Genomic DNA, 14950 nt, shown 5'->3' on the forward strand with positions numbered 1-14950 from the left:
AACCGTGTCAGCCTGCGGAGACCTCTGGGTTGCCATGTCTGCGAAGCAGGAACCTGCTGCCGCCGCGAGGCGGACAGCGCCACCAGACCCTTCGGGTTTGGTCGGAATCCCTCTCACTTCAGGAGAGGGGGGAAGTCAAGTCGCGCTTGGGCCCGAACACCGCCAGACCCACGTAGTCCAGCTCCTCGGGGTTCGTGACCGCGAGCGCGTCCAGGTACTCCGCGTAGGTGCGCGAGCGGCGGGCCACCTCGTTGAAGCCCACGACAGTCAACTCCCGTTCGTCCGCGCGGGCCTTGATCTGGCGCAGCTCCCGGTCCGAGGCGGCCAGGGTCGGCACCGGGTGCGGGTTGATCCCGGCGTGGACGTTGCCGCCGCCGTCCTTGCCGTCGGCGGCCAGCGAGTTCTCCAACCGTGCCCCGAGCGCCAGCCCGAGTACCGCGCCGGCGTTGGCGGCCACGGCCGACCCCAGGTCCGAGCGCAGGACGACGACCAGCTTGGTGGACATACTCATGAACTACTCCCCGTTCATCTGTCGTGTGGACACCGGAGAAACTAGCGAGAGGAGCCGTCCACTGGCGGGGATGCCGAACACTATTCGGCAGCAGAACTAGGCTGGTGCGCATGGACGAACTTGATGCGGCGATCGTGCGGGAACTCCAGCAGGATGCACGGCAGACCAACCGGGCACTGGCCCACAAACTCGGTGTGGCCCCCTCCACCTGTCTGGAGCGGGTCCGGTTGCTGCACCGGCGCGGGGTGATCCGCGGCTACCACGCCGACATCGACCCGGGCGCGCTCAACCGGAAGGTGGAGGCGTTCGTGTCGGTGGAGCTGCGCCCGCCCAGCCGACGCGCCATCGAGGGGTTCAAGGCGGCGATGTTCGCCCTGGCCGAGGTCCACGCGGTCTACGTCGTGGCCGGGGAGCAGGACTTCCTGGTGCACGTGTCCGTCCCCGACCTGGACGCCCTGCACAGTTTCCTCATCGACCGCCTCACCGAACGCCGTGAGGTGGCCTCGTTCCGCAGCCAGATCATCTACGACAGCGCCCGCAAACACGCCACCGAGCCCCTCACCTGAAAGCCCCAAAGCTTCACGGGAAGCCGCAAAACCCCCGATGCGTCACATAAGGGACAGGCAAGCCCTCGGAGGGAGACCCCGCATGAGCACGTTCAACCGCCAGAGCACGAGCCTGGTCATCGGGCTGGTCATGGGTGTGGTCTTCGGGCTCGTCTTCGACAGCCTCGCCCTGGGCATCGCGCTCGGGATCGTCGCCGGTCTGGCCTTCGGCGCCTACCAGTCCAAGAAGCGCGCAGACTAGACCCGCAGCTCCTCCTCCACCAGCAGCCGCTCGCTGACCCGCTGGTACAGCAGGGAGTGGTTGACCGCCAGCATCGCCCGGTTCTCCGGGTTGATCGTCACGGCCACCGCCTCCACGTGCGGAAACAGGTCGTGCACCCGCAGCGCCTGGGTCGCCTTGACCCGGCTGGCCAGACCCTTGCGCCGGTGCGCGGGCATCACCGCGGTGTCGTGCTGGCTGGCGACCGGACCACCACCCGGTCGGAGGCGCGGTCCAGGGCCGCGCCCACCACCAGGCGGGAACCGTCCTCGGTGATGCCGCGCTCCCACTCGCGTACCTGCGCGTGGTCCCACGCACGAGCGCCTCTTTGGTGCTCGGCCCCGGGCGCGTCCAGCAGGTGCACCATCACCTGCCCGAAGGAAGCGACCAGGTCCTCGGGGGCCGCGCCCTGCCAGTGGGTGAGCCGGTAGCCGCGCTTGGGTGTGGCGGCCAGGCCCCAGCAGCGCCGCAGCGTCGCCTCGTCCAAGTACTGCTTCTGCAATTCCAAGCGCAAGATCGTACGCAGATAAGGGCTGGTGCGCGCGAAGGGCTCACCGGGCGGGCCCGCCACCACGGTGCTCTGCAAACGCTCCATCCCCACAGACCGGGCCTGGGCCACAGCGGCCTCGCGCAACCCCCGGCCCATGCCCTTGTACCGGGCGGGTTCGGCCACGAACAGGCGCAGAAACCCGATGCGCGCGTCGTGGGGTTGGCGACGCAGCTCGGCCACACCCTGGACCGGGGTTTTCGGGGCCAGCCGCGCAGACCAGCGCCAGGCCTCGCCGGCGCGCCCGGCGCGGATCCGCGCGGCCAGCTCCTCGGGCACGGGTGCGCTGCCCGACAGCTCACTCTGTCCGGCTGTGTGGACCGCGGTCCAGGCGTCCAGGTCCGGGGGAGCAGTGGGGTCCAGGACTTCCACGAGGGGGTGCACCCTGCCACCGTGCCACAACGCGAGGATCCTGTCCCCCTCTCTGGCACGGACCTTTGGTGCGGGCTCGGGCCACCAGTGCGCAGGTTCGCCACCCGCGCGGGCACCTCACCGCCTGACGAGTTCCCGGGTGAGACCACTGTTTCCCGTGTGTTACGACGCGACACATCCAGGCAATCCCCCCTGCCTACGTTCGGTCCTGTCAGCAGCCCTCGAGCAGGAAGGCCTGGTCGTGACACCCGAGACCGGACCACGCGCGCCACGCACCGGACCGAGCTGGATCACCCGTTGGGACCCCGAGGACCGCGCGTTCTGGAACAGCACCGGACGCCCCGTCGCCCGCCGCAACCTGTGGGCCTCCATCGCCTCCGAACACATCGGCTTCTCCGTGTGGAGCATCTGGTCGGTGCTCGTGCTGTTCATGATCCCCGAGCACGGCTTCACCACCACCCCCGAGCAGAAGTTCCTCCTGCTGTCAGTGGTCACCCTGGTCGGGGCCGTACTGCGGGTGCCCTACACCCTGGCGGTCCCGCTCTTCGGCGGCCGCAACTGGACGATCATCTCCACGGCGCTGCTCATCGTCCCCACAGCAGCCGCGTTCTTCCTCGTCCAGAACCCCGAGACCCCGTTCTGGCTCATGCTCGTCCTGGCCGCCACCGCGGGACTGGGCGGCGGCAACTTCTCCTCCTCCATGGCCAACATCAACTCCTACTTCCCCGAGAAGGAGAAGGGGTGGGCCCTGGGACTGAACGCGGGCGGCGGCAACATCGGCGTGGCCACCGTCCAGCTGGTGGGCCTGGCCGTCATCGCCCTATTCACCACCGCCTCGGGCCACCTGGTCCCGCTCTTCTACGCACCCCTGATCCTGCTCGCCACCTGGTGGGCCTACCGCTCGATGAACAACCTGGCCGGCGTGCGCAGCGACATCCCCGCACAGCTCTCGGCCACCACGGACCGCCACTTCTGGATCATGTCGCTGCTCTACATCGGCACCTTCGGCTCCTTCATCGGCACCGGCTTCGCCTTCGGACTGCTCCTGCAGTCCCAGTTCGGCCTGGCACCCGTCCAGTCCGCCGCCATCGCCGTCCTGGGCCCGGTCATCGGCTCCCTCATCCGCCCGGTCGGCGGGCGCATGGCCGACTCCCTGGGCGGGGCCAGCGTCACCCTGTGGGTGTTCCTGACCATGGCCGCCTGCGCCGCCGTCCTCGTCCTGGCCGTGCAAACCGCCCACCTGGGGCTGTTCATCGGCGCCTTCGCGGTGATGTTCGTCCTCACCGGCCTGGGCAACGGTTCCACCTACAAGATGATCCCCTCCATCTACGCCGCCAAGGCCCAGAACGCCATTGCCGCCGGCGAGCCCCGAGAAGACGCCCTGGCCCGCACCAAGCGCACCGCCTCCTCCATGCTCGGCCTGATCGGCGCCGTCGGCGCGCTGGGCGGCGTGGCCATCAACGTCACCTTCCGCGAGTCCTTCGCCGCCACCGGCTCCACCGCGCCCGCCTTCGCCGCCTTCGGCGCCTTCTACCTGGCCTGCGCGGCCATCACCTACCTGGTGTACCTGCGCCGACCCGCCACCACCAACCCCATCACCACCGCGCCCGCACCGGCCCCGGCCGAAACGGCCAGCCGATGAACGCGCCGACCCCCACACCCCACAACACCCCGGCCCAGAACTCCGCAGCCGAGAACTCCGCAGGCACCACCCGAACCCACTGCCCCTACTGCGCGCTGCAGTGCGCCATGCACCTGGACACCACACCCGACGGACGCCTAGCAGCCCGCCCGGCCGACTTCCCCACCAACCGCGGCGGACTGTGCCGCAAGGGCTGGACCGCCACGGAGGTCCTCACCCTGCCCGACCGCCTCACCCGCCCCCTACTGCGCAAGGACCGCACCTCACCCCTGACCGAGGTCGACTGGGACACCGCCCTGGACCACATCGCCCAACGCCTGCTGGCCCTGCGCGCCGAGTCCGGACCCGACACAGTCGCGGTCTTCGGCAGCGGCGGCCTGACCAACGAGAAGTCCTACACCCTGGGAAAATTCGCCCGCCTGGCCCTGGGCACCTCACAGATCGACTACAACGGCCGCTTCTGCATGTCCTCAGCGGCCGCCGGGAGCATGCGCGCCTTCGGACTGGACCGGGGCATGCCCTTCCCCCTCACCGACATCGCCACCGCCGAGGTGGTCCTGCTCGCCGGAGCCAACCCCGCCGAGACCATGCCCCCGATGATGGGCCACCTGTCCGCACCCGCCCTCATCGTCATCGACCCCCGCCGCACCGCCACCGCCCAGGTCGCACTCGACAACGGCGGCATGCACCTGGCCCCGCGCCCGGGCACCGACCTCGCCCTGGCCCTGAGCCTGCTGCACGCCGCCCGCGCCCAAGGGTGGGTGGACGAGGACTACATCGACGCCCGCACCACCGGGTTCGAACACGCCTGGGAACACGCCACCGCCTGGTGGCCCGAACACGCCGAACTCACCACCGGGGTACCCGCCGCCCGGGTCCGCGCCGCCGCCGACCTACTCGGCCGCGCCGCCCGCGACCGTTCGGCCTACGTCCTGACCGGGCGCGGTACCGAACAGCACAGCAAGGGCACCGACACCGTCTCCGCGTGGATCAACCTGGCCCTGGCACTGGGCCTGCCCGGCCGCCAGGGGTCCGGGTACGGCTGCATCACCGGCCAAGGCAACGGCCAAGGCGGACGCGAACACGGCCAGAAAGCCGACCAACTACCCGGCTACCGCAGGATCGACGACCCCGCCGCACGGGAACACGTAGCCCGGGTGTGGGGCGTGCACCCCGACTCCCTGCCCGGTCCCGGCCGCAGCGCCTTCGAACTACTCGACGCCCTGGGCACCCCCGGCGGGCCGCGCGCCATGCTGCTGTTCGGCTCCAACCCGGCGGTCTCCGCACCCGAGGCCCAACGCGTGCGCGCCCGCATGGCCTCCCTGGACCTGCTGGTGGCCGCCGACTTCGTCCTGTCCGAAACCGCGGCCATGGCCGACGTGGTCCTGCCCGTGGCCCAGTGGGCCGAGGAGTCGGGCACCATGACCAACCTGGAAGGGCGCGTCCTGCGCCGGCAGCGCGCGACAGCGCCTCCGCCCGGGGTACGCACCGACCTTCAGGTGCTCTCCGCCCTGTCCGCACGCCTGGGCCAGCCCGCCGAACGCTTCCCCACCGACCCCGACACCGTCCTGGCCGAACTGGGCGCCGCCTCCGCCGGGGGAGCGGCCGACTACTCCGGCATCACCCGCCAACGGCTGGAGGACGGGGAGGCCCTGCACTGGCCGGTCCGCCCCCACGGCCCACCCACACCTCGCCTGTTCCTGGAATCCTTCGCCCACCCCGACGGGCGCGCCCGCTTCACCCCCGTCTACCACCGGCCCCCGGCCGAGGAGAGCGACCCCGAATACCCGCTCATCGCCACCACCGGGCGGCTCATGGGCCACTACCAGTCCGGCGCCCAGACCCGGCGGGTGCCCGAACTCGGCGCCGCCGAACCCGAGGTCTACGTAGAAGTGCACCCCGACACCGCCGCCCGCGCTGGCCTGTGCTCGGGCGGGCGCGCCCTGCTCACCTCCCGCCGGGGCAGCGTCAGCGCCCGGGTGCGCCTGGATGCCACCGCCCGGCTGGACACGGTGTTCGTGCCCTTCCACTACGCGGGCACCCAGGCCGCCAACAACCTCACGCACGCGGCCCTGGACCCCACCAGCCGCATGCCCGAGTTCAAGGTCAGCGCCGTGCGCCTGGAAGCCGACCCCGGCACTGAACGCCCCGCCTAACAACGCCCGCACCACCCGGCCGAGGCCGCCCGGGAACACACCACCACCAGGAGGCAGTAGTTGAGCACCGCGCACAGTGCGGCACCGCGCCACATCGTGGTCGTAGGCAACGGCATGGTCGGCGCCCGCTTCACCGAGGAGGTCGCCCGCCTGGACCCCGAAGGCACCCGCGTCCACGTCACCGTGGTGGGGGCCGAACACCACCCCGCCTACAACCGGGTGCTGCTCTCGAGTGTGGTCGCGGGCGAGCACACCCCCGAGCAGATCCGCCTCCCGGTCCCCGACACCCCCGGCGTGACCGTGCGCACCGGGGTGTCGGCCACCGCACTGGACCCCGCCGCCCGCCGCGTGGACCTGGACGAGGGCACCCACCTGACCTACGACGAGCTGGTCCTGGCCACCGGCGCCCGCGCAGCCTTCCCTCCGGTGACCGGGCTCGCCGCAACCGACGGCCGGCCCGGCGAGGGCGTGACCGCGCTGCGCGACCTCGCCGACTGCGAACGCCTGCTCGCCATGGTCCGCCCCGGAGCCCCCGTGGTGGTGCTGGGTGGCGGCGTCCTGGGGTTGGAGGCCGCCCGAGGACTGGCCGGACGCGGTGCCCGCGTCAGCGTCGTGGAGTCCTCCCCGTGGATCATGCGCCGCCAGATCGACCAACCGGCCGCCCGCGTACTGGCCCAGTGCTACGAGGACCTGGGGGTGAGCGTGCACTCCTGGCGGGTGGCCTCCCGATGGATCCCGGGAACCGGACTGGAACTGGACGACGGCCGGGTCCTGCCCGGCGATGCCCTGGTGGTCACCGCGGGGGTGCGCGGCAACACCGAGCTGGCCTCCGGCGCCGGGATCGACGTCGAGCACGGCATCGTGGTGGATGACTCCTTGGCGACCTCCCGGGCGCGCGTGCACGCCCTGGGCGACTGCGCCCAGCATCCCGGGGGCGGGGCGGGTCTGGTCCAGCCTGGTTGGGAGCAGGCCGCGGTGCTGGCCCGGCGCCTGACAGGGAGCGCGCCCCAGGCCCGCTACAGCGGGGCGCGTGCGCTCACCCGGCTCAAGGCCCAGGGCATCGAGCTCACCGCGTTCGGTCTCGTACAGGAGGACGAGTTGGGGCCGCAGGTGCAGACGGTCACGGTCAGCGATCCGCACGGGCGCCGCTACGGCAAGCTGGCCGTGGACCGGGACCGGGTGGTCGGCGCGGTCCTGCTCGGGTTCCCCGAGGCCGCGGCCACCCTGTCCCAGCTGCACGAGAGCGGCGCCCCGGTACCCGCCGACCGCCTGGCCCTGCTCCAAGGGCTACCGGTCGCTGACCCGGGCGAGGATGCCGGGCCCGCCGCCTCGGCCCTGGTGTGTCGCTGCAACGCGGTGAGCCGTGACGACATCGAGCAGGCCTGGCTGGACGGGGCCCGCTCGCGCGAGAGCATCGCCGAACGCACCCGCGCCACGACCGGCTGCGGGGGCTGCGTGCGCGATGTCAACGCCCTGCTGGCGGGGATGGGGGAGGGGCCTGATGCGGCGCGGGTGGGCTGAGCCCACCCTGAACCCGCTTGAGCCCGTTCTGAGACCGTGCTCAAGCATCCCCGGTGCCGTGACCGTTCAAGCCAGGGCCGTCACCATGCAGACCAACCCCGCCGCCGAGGCCACCGTGCGCAGGTGGTTCCACCGCACCCACACCGGTTCGAAGGCGGCGCGCACCGCCGCCGGATCCTTGACCCGGGCAGCGGGCCCGGCCGCCTCCAGGGCGTTGTTGCGCGGCACGTTCACCGTGAAGGTCACCACCACGGCCACCATGAGCAGCACCAGCGCCGCACCGGCCCAGACCGCCGAGGCGTGGGCACCCGAGGCGTAGAACAGCACCGTCGATCCCAGCACCATCACCGGGGCGCCCACGAACACCAGCGCGAACAGCGGGCTCAGGATGGCGCTGTTCATCGCCTGCATGGCCTCGACCATCACCCGGTCGCCGGTGCGGGCCAGGCCGGGCATCACCGCCATCGAAAAGGTAAGGAACAACCCCGCGAACAGGCCGCTGAGCACCGCCGCGAGGATCGGAACGACCCCGAACACCATCTGCATCATGCCCACGCGCCCAGCCCTCCGTCGGCCGTGCCACCCTTGGGGCACGTTGTCCCTCTTTGTCTCCCTATCGAAGCACCCCGCGGCCCCTGCGCGCCACGGCTTCGCCGATCCACACATCCGGCACCGCAGCCCGCCCCCGATCGCACAAGGGCGCATTCCCAAGACTCGACCCCTAGTAGTGAGCCCCTTCCTCGCGGTCACGTGCCTCGAGCTTCCAGGTCAACGGTGGGTAAACTCGCTGAACCAGCGGGCCTCGCCCTGCGTCTGACGCAGGAGACGATCGATTCCGGCGCCCCACAGGGCACAGTAGGCACCACCTCAAGGGAGTCCCCCGACCATGTCCAAACGAGTCCTAGGCGCGGCCAGTCTGGCCGTCGCGCTGAGCCTGGCCCTCAGCTCCTGCGGCCTCATCCGCGACCTGACCTCCGGCGACGACGATGACGCCCCCGAAGAGGCCGACGAAGTGGAGGCCGTCGAGCAAGAGCTTCCCTTCCTCCGCCAGAGCCGCATGTTCGTGGAGGACGGCAACGACGTCGCCTTCGAGGTCTCCATCGAGGCGCTGGAGTACGACGGCGAGTACGTGATGCTGGAGTACACCCACAACGTCCTCGAGGACATGCCGGGCGAGGTCACCATGGCCACCGCCCCGATCCGCATGATCGACCCCATCTCCGGCGAAATCCTGCGCGCCATGGAACACGAGGATCACGAAGAGGTCGCCTACGGCACCTACTTCAACGAGGGCGACCCCTACATGCCCACCCACGAAGGCCTGGCCACCACCTACCGCAACTACTTCCCCGCCCCATCCGAGGACGTGGACAAGCTGACCTTCACCGGTCGCGGGATCGGCCACGTGCCCAGCGTGCCGATGGAATACGTCGACGAGTTCACCGAGATCCCCGAACCCAACGCCTACGACTACATCGACCCCGAGACCTGGGCCCAGGAAGAGCTGCCCGACGAGATCTGGTACCCGGAGGATCCGCCCCCGCCCGGGCTGGAGACCGACGAGTACGTGCACTCGATGGAGAGCTTCGTCGACAGCCCCACCGCCTCCACCACCCGCGCGGGCGACGAGGAGATCATCGCCCTGCACGCGGACAACATGTTCGAGTTCGACGAGGCCGAACCCACCGCCGAGGCCGCCGAGACCATCCAGGAGACCGCGCAGTCACTGCGCGAGAACCTCGGCGAGGACATCGAGATCACCGTCATCGGCCACACCGACGGCGAGGGCTCCGACGACTACAACCAGGACCTGTCCGAGGAGCGCGCCGAGGCCGCGGCCGAACTCCTCGAGGAGGAGCTGGGCTCGGACGTCAACCTGGTCACCGAAGGACGCGGCAGCACCGAACTGGTCGCGGAGGAAGGCGAGGACGACGACGAGGAGGCCCGCGCCCGCAACCGCCGCGTGGAGTTCTCCTACGAGGTCCCCATGGCCGAGACCGACTCCGACGAGGGCGAGACCGGCCTGGAGGCCGCCAAGCGCCACGTCGAGGACCCGGCCGAGTACTTCGACTTCGACGACATGGACGTCTTCACCACCGCCACCCACGACGACATCGACCTGAACGTGTACCCGCTGGTGCGCGACGGCGCCTACCTGTTCCAGATGGTGGGCTTCCAGAACCCCACCCTGTCCGACCTGGAGGCGGACCTGGACGGTGACGAGGCTGCCCTGCCCGGCAGCCCCGAGCAGTACACCGAGGGCAGCATGGGCGGCTTCCGCCTGGAAGAGCCCGACAGCGGTCTGCTGCGCTACGTCATCCGGATCCGCGGCTTCGAGGAAGAGTACGAGGACTTCGCCGACGAGATCCACACCCTGGTTCCGGGCGAGGAGTACCTGGCCCTGTCGGTCTTCCCCGCACCCGCTCCCGAGATCGAGGAGATGACCCTGTACGCGGGCGCCTTCGGAGAGATCCCAGGAGTCCCGATCCAGTAACCGGCCCCGGTCACCGGCCGGCGACAGGGTGACCACACGCACACGGCGGTGCCCCGCCCCCTTCTGGGGAGCGGGGCACCGCCGTGTGGGGCTCCCGGCCCGTCCTCAGCGCCGGTGCCACGGTTCGCCCTCAGTCCCGGTGTCCGTGGCCCGCCGACTCCACGGCCGCCACCGGCCACGCCTCGGGCAGACCACGCTCACACACCCCGCACTCGGCGCGGCGCCGCAGGGCGTAGGCGGCCGTGGCCACCGCCAGGGCCGCCGCCCACACGGGCATCGTCGCGAACACCACCAGGTGCGAGGCCAAACCTGCACTGATCTCGTCCATGGCCCACACCTGCACGAGCACGCCGCGTCCCAGCCCTACCAGCGCCAAGGACACCAGGACCGCCGGCACCACCGCCAACGGCACCGGGACCCGGCGCCCGGCCAACCCCACCATCCAGAAGGGCAGGCGCACACCCCAGCCCTGGACCAGGCCCAGCATCAGCACCGCGCCCACCAGGCCGGCCGATCCCAGCCCCACACCGATCGCCATCCCGACCGGGTCCGCCGCGAGCTCGGCGAACCTCTCCTCGTCCATCCCCATCGGGTAGCCGAACAGCCACGGCACCCGCAGCGCCGGGTAGAGCAGGGCCAAGACGAAAGCGACCGCGACCGCGAACCGGCCCGTGCGCAGAGCCCGCCACCGTAGGACGCGTTCGGTGCCCGTGCTCCAGTCGGCGCCGCGACCGCACCGCACACACGCCCGGCGCCGCTGGCGGCGCAGTATCAGCGCCGCCCAGCCCCAGAGCCCGACGCCCAGGGTGAAGAACAGGGCCTGGAGCAGTTCCGGGGAAAGGGTGTAGGCCACGTACTCCGGGCCGAGGGCGGGCTCCACCCACATCAGCACCGGCGTGACCATCGTGTAGCCCAACCACACCAGCAGGCTGGATTCGACGTAGACCAGCAGGAGCACCCCGACCAGTGCCCAGGCCAGCGGCTCCAGCAGAGCGGGCAGAACACCCCGCAGCAACAACAGGGCGACGGCCACCCCGACCGCTCCGAGGACGGCGGTCACCGCAATCGAAACGCCCGGACCCACGACGGCGAGCAGGGAACCCAGAGCCACGTTCTCGGCCCCCGTGGGCACCACCCCCGCCAGCCAGCCCAAGGCCAGGCCCAGAGCCGCGGCCGACCAGGCCAAGGCGGCCCAGTGGGAGGTGGGGAACACGGGTGGGTGGTGCGTGTGGGGGCCGGGGGTGTGCGCGGCGGGCGGAGTGGTCATGACCGGCTTCCTTCACGTGTGGGGCCAACCTTCACCCCCACCCTGTGCCGCCGGATGGCCGGCCACCTCCCCAACAGGAGTGGTCCGCATCCCCCGCGCGGGGGAAAGCGCGGCCGTCAGGCCCGCTGGGCGAAAGCCTTCTCCAGCGCCGAGGAGAACACGTCCACCGGTTGGGCTCCGGAGATCCCGAAGGCCCGGTCCAGGACGAAGAAGGGCACGCCGGTCGCGCCCAGCTGCCGGGCGGTGGCGATGTCGGTGTTGACCTGCTGGGTGTAGGCCTCGCCGTCCACGACGGTGCGGGCCTCGTCGGCGTCCAGGCCGATGTCGGCGGCCAGCTCCACCAGCGTGTCCGCGTCGTTCAACACGCGCGACTCCACCAGTTGGGCGCGCATGAGGCGCTCGTGGGCCTGGGCACCCAGTCCCTTCTCCCGGGCCAGGTGGGTGATCCGGTGGGCGTCGAAGGTGTTGACCATGACAGCGTTCTCGAACGCATAGTCCAACCCTTCCTGGGCCGCCAACTCTGTGACCTGGCCGGTCATCTGTGCCACCTGCTCACGCGAGGCGTTCGTCTTCGTGGCCAGGGAGTCGTAGACCGGCTCGCGCGCGCCCTTGGGGAAAGCCGGGTCGAGCTGGAAGCTGCGCCAGCAGAGCTCGACCTCGTCGGCGCGCTCGAAACCCGCCAGGGCCTTCTCCAGGCGCCGCTTGCCGATGTAGCACCACGGGCACACGATGTCGGACCATACTTCGACCTGCACGACCATTCATTCCCCCTTGAAGCAGACCCCGCCTGAGCACGCGGACGCGTCCTCAGACCCCACCGCCACCAGACCTTCACGGTGAGGGCCTGTCGCAGGAGGCCCCCGGTACAACACCGGAGGCCTCCTGACTACTTCCTCCCCGAACGCAGGACCGCCCCGGGTCAGGGCCCCGGGTCAGGCGTCGCGCAATGGCCGGTAGCGGGCCGCGGCCCGCTCGCGCGCCTGGACCAGCAGCTCACGCACCCGCTCGGCGGTCCGGGCCCCCGGGTTGAGCACCGCCACCCAGCCCTGGGTTCCATAGGCCGGGTGCGGCAGGAAACGGTCCAGCTCCGCGTAGTCGAACGCGTTCCGGTGCCCGGCGTTCGCGGCGGGGGAGTGGCCGACCAACTCCTCGAACAGCGCACGCCCCACCGCGATGTTGACCCGGAACACCCCGTCCCGGTCCAGCTGGGAGTCGCTGTCGAACCCCGGGTAGTCCGTGACCACCACCGTCGCGAAGGGCATGAACCCGCTCCGCTCCCGCGCGCGCCCGTCCGGGTCGTACAGGAAGAAGGAGTCCCCCCAGGCGACCTCGGGCGCCCCGCTCTCCTCACTCGCGGTCTCCACGCTCACATCGTCCAGCTCACCCACGAACCGGACGACCTCGTCCTCGTTCACTACTCCTCCTCCAGGTCCGGATGTCCTTCCTGATCACCCACCCTTCTAGTGTGTCACTGCACTACCCTGTGAGACTTTTTCCAGAAAACGCACCAACTAACAGGAAGCCCGGCGAAAAAACCCTCAAAGGTGATGTGGTCACTCACTCGTGGCGCCCCGACTCGGCACCCTCCTCGGTGCGCACACCCGCAGAGCGCAGGAACAGCAGTGCCACCAGCGCGCACACCAGCGCCAAGACCGCACTCACCCCCGCGGCCACCGCCACACCGTCGGTGAAGGCGGGCCGGGCGACCTCCAGCAGGGCCGCACCCGCCGCCGCGGGCAGGTCCTCTGCCACCGCCACCGCACCGCCCAGCGTCTGCGCGGCGCCCTCGGCAGCAGTACCGCGCACCTCGTCGGGCAGCGCCGGGTCCAGCCTGGCCTGGTAGACGGCCCCGCTCACACTGCCCGCCACGGCGATCCCCAGGGCCACCCCCAACTCCCCACCGGTCTCCGAAACCGCCGAGGCCGATCCGACCCGTTCGGCGGGGCCCGCCCCCACCACCAGGTCGGTGCCCAACACCAGCAGGGGCGCCACCCCCAGCTGCACCACGACCAGCCCGCCGACCAGTACCGCCAGGCCCGCTCCCGCGCCCACCGACGCCATCGCCGCGAACCCGGCGGCCGCCACCACCGACCCCAGACCCACGACCACGCCGGGGCCTACGCGCCGCGCCGCCACCGGGGCGAGCAGCGAGCCCACCACCACGGCCAGGGCCCCGGGGATGGTCCACAGACCCGCCCACAGCGGCGACATACCCTCCACCAACTGCAGGTACTGCGGGTAGAGGAACTCCACGCCGTTGACCGCCACCGCGCCCACCAGCAACAACACCAGCGCGCCGCTGAAGGCGGGCAGCGAGAACAGCGACAGGTCCAGCAGGGGGCGGGCCCGCAAGCGCTGCCTGCGCACGAACACCCACCCCGCCAGGGCACCGGCCACCAGCGCCGCCACCACGTCGGCGGACAGCCCCTGACCGGGCAGGTTCTTGAACCCGTACACCAGCGCCAGCACCGTGACCAGGGACAACAGCACACTGAACAGGTCGGGCACGCCCGCGCCGGGGGAGCGGTGCTCGGGCAGCAGGAACGGCGCCAGCACCGCTACCACCGCCATCACCGGCACGTTGAGGAGGAAGACCGACCCCCACCAGAAGAACTCCAGGAGGAGTCCGCCCATCAGCGGCCCCACGGTGATGCCCACCGACATGGACGTCACCCACAGCGCGATCGCACTCGCCCGCTGACGGGGGCGGTGAACATGGTGGTGATCAACGCCAGCGCCGACGGCATCAGGGTCGCCCCGGCCACCCCCAGCAGGGCTCGGGCCAGGATCAGCGACTCCGCGGTGGGGGAGAAGGCCGCCAGGGCCGAGGCCGCGGCGAAGGCCGCAGAGCCCACCACCAGCAGTCGGCGCCGACCGATCCGGTCGCCCACCGCCCCCATAGCGACCAGGAAACCGGCGATGAGGAACCCGTAGACGTCGTTGATCCACAGGAGTTGCGTGGCGCTGGGTTGCAGGTCGGCGGCCAGGTGCGGGGTGGCCAGGAACAGCACGCTGATGTCGCTGGTCAGCATCAGCGTGGGCAGCAGAAGCAGGGCCAGTCCGGTCCACTCGCGCCGGGTGGCGCGGGCCGCACGCCCATCGGTTGTTCGTCTCATGCGGCGACGGTAAAGTCTCACATCAGTGTGAGAATCAAGGGTCGGAGGACGCATGCGCATCGGAGAGCTGTCGCGCCGCAGCGGGGTCGCCCCCCGCCTCCTGCGCTACTACGAAGAACAGGGGCTCCTCAGCCCCCACCGCGCACCCAGCGGATACCGCGAATACGCCCCCGACGACGTCGAAACGGTCGGGCTCATCCGCAGCCTGCTCGCCGCGGGCCTGCCCACCGCCACCATCGCCGTGGTCCTGCCGTGCGTGCGCGGACGGGGCCACGAAGTCGCCGCGACCTGCGCCGAAATGCGCCACCCGCTGCAACGCGAACGCGACCGCATGGACGCCGCCATCGGCGAACTCACCTCAGCCCGCGCCCTGCTGGACGCCATCATCGCCGCCACCCCCGACCAAGCCGCCGAAACCACCGGCACCATCCGTGCCACCGAGCCCGCCGCCTAAGCGCACACGTTCCACAACACACCACCAAAATCGCGGCAAGAACAC

At 71.0% G+C, this 14950-nt stretch carries 14 protein-coding genes and 1 pseudogene; 7 read left to right on the top strand and 8 right to left on the bottom strand.

From position 1 onward, the window contains the following. Positions 1 to 118 precede the first annotated feature (118 nt). Positions 119 to 511, bottom strand: a complete 393-nt coding sequence (locus ACYVDG_RS29035) for a DUF2000 domain-containing protein (RefSeq protein ID WP_460761427.1) — start codon at positions 509 to 511, stop codon at positions 119 to 121. A gap of 110 nt (positions 512 to 621) precedes the next feature. Here ACYVDG_RS29035 and ACYVDG_RS29040 point away from each other — a divergent pair, with 110 nt between their 5' ends. Together ACYVDG_RS29040 and ACYVDG_RS29045 are read left to right on the top strand one after the other, a co-directional pair. Further along, the gene (locus ACYVDG_RS29040; RefSeq protein ID WP_460761433.1) at positions 622 to 1077 is read left to right on the top strand and encodes an Lrp/AsnC family transcriptional regulator; all 456 of its coding nucleotides are present in this window, start codon (positions 622 to 624) and stop codon (positions 1075 to 1077) included. A gap of 82 nt (positions 1078 to 1159) precedes the next feature. Then, positions 1160 to 1318: a hypothetical protein gene (locus ACYVDG_RS29045; RefSeq protein WP_460761438.1), complete on the top strand. Its 159-nt coding sequence runs from the start codon at positions 1160 to 1162 to the stop codon at positions 1316 to 1318. Here the strand turns inward: ACYVDG_RS29045 and ACYVDG_RS29050 are convergent. Together ACYVDG_RS29050 and ACYVDG_RS29055 are read right to left on the bottom strand one after the other, a co-directional pair. Then, positions 1315 to 1515 carry a hypothetical protein gene (locus ACYVDG_RS29050; protein WP_460761443.1) on the bottom strand — a complete coding sequence of 67 codons (201 nt, stop codon included), beginning with the start codon at positions 1513 to 1515 and terminating at the stop codon, positions 1315 to 1317. The two genes, ACYVDG_RS29045 and ACYVDG_RS29050, sit on opposite strands and share 4 nt — an antisense overlap. Then, the gene (locus ACYVDG_RS29055) at positions 1515 to 2267 is read right to left on the bottom strand and encodes a GNAT family N-acetyltransferase (protein ID WP_460761448.1); all 753 of its coding nucleotides are present in this window, start codon (positions 2265 to 2267) and stop codon (positions 1515 to 1517) included. Before ACYVDG_RS29055 ends, ACYVDG_RS29050 begins: the two co-directional genes overlap by 1 nt. A 229-nt stretch (positions 2268 to 2496) precedes the next feature. Here ACYVDG_RS29055 and ACYVDG_RS29060 point away from each other — a divergent pair, with 229 nt between their 5' ends. The 3 genes from ACYVDG_RS29060 (at position 2497) to ACYVDG_RS29070 (ending at position 7574) form a co-directional block, all read left to right on the top strand. Beyond that, complete coding sequence (locus tag ACYVDG_RS29060; protein WP_460761451.1) at positions 2497 to 3897, top strand: MFS transporter; 1401 nt, start codon at positions 2497 to 2499, stop codon at positions 3895 to 3897. Positions 3898 to 4004: 107 nt separating this feature from the next. Beyond that, positions 4005 to 6053, top strand: a complete 2049-nt coding sequence (locus ACYVDG_RS29065; RefSeq protein ID WP_460761559.1) for a molybdopterin oxidoreductase family protein — start codon at positions 4005 to 4007, stop codon at positions 6051 to 6053. A gap of 60 nt (positions 6054 to 6113) precedes the next feature. Continuing rightward, the gene (locus ACYVDG_RS29070) at positions 6114 to 7574 is read left to right on the top strand and encodes an FAD-dependent oxidoreductase (protein WP_460761454.1); all 1461 of its coding nucleotides are present in this window, start codon (positions 6114 to 6116) and stop codon (positions 7572 to 7574) included. 66 nt (positions 7575 to 7640) lie between these two features. Here ACYVDG_RS29070 and ACYVDG_RS29075 read toward each other — a convergent pair whose 3' ends face one another. After that, positions 7641 to 8123: an anthrone oxygenase family protein gene (locus tag ACYVDG_RS29075; protein ID WP_460761563.1), complete on the bottom strand. Its 483-nt coding sequence runs from the start codon at positions 8121 to 8123 to the stop codon at positions 7641 to 7643. 337 nt (positions 8124 to 8460) lie between these two features. Between ACYVDG_RS29075 and ACYVDG_RS29080 the strand changes: the two genes are divergently transcribed. Beyond that, a complete protein-coding gene (locus ACYVDG_RS29080) occupies positions 8461 to 10068 on the top strand; it encodes an OmpA family protein (protein ID WP_460761457.1) in 1608 nt (535 codons plus the stop codon). Positions 10069 to 10198: 130 nt separating this feature from the next. Here ACYVDG_RS29080 and ACYVDG_RS29085 read toward each other — a convergent pair whose 3' ends face one another. The 4 genes and pseudogenes from ACYVDG_RS29085 to ACYVDG_RS29100 form a co-directional block, all read right to left on the bottom strand. After that, positions 10199 to 11335, bottom strand: coding sequence for a hypothetical protein (locus ACYVDG_RS29085; RefSeq protein ID WP_460761462.1), 1137 nt, complete (start codon positions 11333 to 11335; stop codon positions 10199 to 10201). A 116-nt stretch (positions 11336 to 11451) separates the two neighbouring features. Beyond that, a complete protein-coding gene (locus tag ACYVDG_RS29090) occupies positions 11452 to 12090 on the bottom strand; it encodes a DsbA family oxidoreductase (RefSeq protein WP_460761568.1) in 639 nt (212 codons plus the stop codon). A gap of 177 nt (positions 12091 to 12267) precedes the next feature. Further along, positions 12268 to 12750, bottom strand: a complete 483-nt coding sequence (locus tag ACYVDG_RS29095) for a DUF6194 family protein (RefSeq protein ID WP_460761467.1) — start codon at positions 12748 to 12750, stop codon at positions 12268 to 12270. Positions 12751 to 12892: 142 nt separating this feature from the next. After that, positions 12893 to 14451, bottom strand: a pseudogene (locus ACYVDG_RS29100) (MFS transporter). Positions 14452 to 14503: 52 nt separating this feature from the next. On the opposite strand from ACYVDG_RS29100, the gene ACYVDG_RS29105 reads away from it, so the two are divergent. After that, positions 14504 to 14905 carry a MerR family transcriptional regulator gene (locus ACYVDG_RS29105; RefSeq protein ID WP_460761473.1) on the top strand — a complete coding sequence of 134 codons (402 nt, stop codon included), beginning with the start codon at positions 14504 to 14506 and terminating at the stop codon, positions 14903 to 14905. Positions 14906 to 14950: the final 45 nt, after the last annotated feature.

It is taken from the genome of Nocardiopsis oceani (genome assembly GCF_054777395.1).

Coding starts and splice junctions, on each gene's coding strand:
- ACYVDG_RS29050 (WP_460761443.1), bottom strand. CDS start 1,515: ATGCCCGCGCACCGGCGCAAGGGTCTGGCCAGCCGGGTCAAGGCGACC.
- ACYVDG_RS29045 (WP_460761438.1), top strand. CDS start 1,160: ATGAGCACGTTCAACCGCCAGAGCACGAGCCTGGTCATCGGGCTGGTC.
- ACYVDG_RS29080 (WP_460761457.1), top strand. CDS start 8,461: ATGTCCAAACGAGTCCTAGGCGCGGCCAGTCTGGCCGTCGCGCTGAGC.
- ACYVDG_RS29040 (WP_460761433.1), top strand. CDS start 622: ATGGACGAACTTGATGCGGCGATCGTGCGGGAACTCCAGCAGGATGCA.
- ACYVDG_RS29035 (WP_460761427.1), bottom strand. CDS start 511: ATGAGTATGTCCACCAAGCTGGTCGTCGTCCTGCGCTCGGACCTGGGG.
- ACYVDG_RS29105 (WP_460761473.1), top strand. CDS start 14,504: ATGCGCATCGGAGAGCTGTCGCGCCGCAGCGGGGTCGCCCCCCGCCTC.
- ACYVDG_RS29085 (WP_460761462.1), bottom strand. CDS start 11,335: ATGACCACTCCGCCCGCCGCGCACACCCCCGGCCCCCACACGCACCAC.
- ACYVDG_RS29075 (WP_460761563.1), bottom strand. CDS start 8,123: ATGATGCAGATGGTGTTCGGGGTCGTTCCGATCCTCGCGGCGGTGCTC.
- ACYVDG_RS29065 (WP_460761559.1), top strand. CDS start 4,005: ATGCACCTGGACACCACACCCGACGGACGCCTAGCAGCCCGCCCGGCC.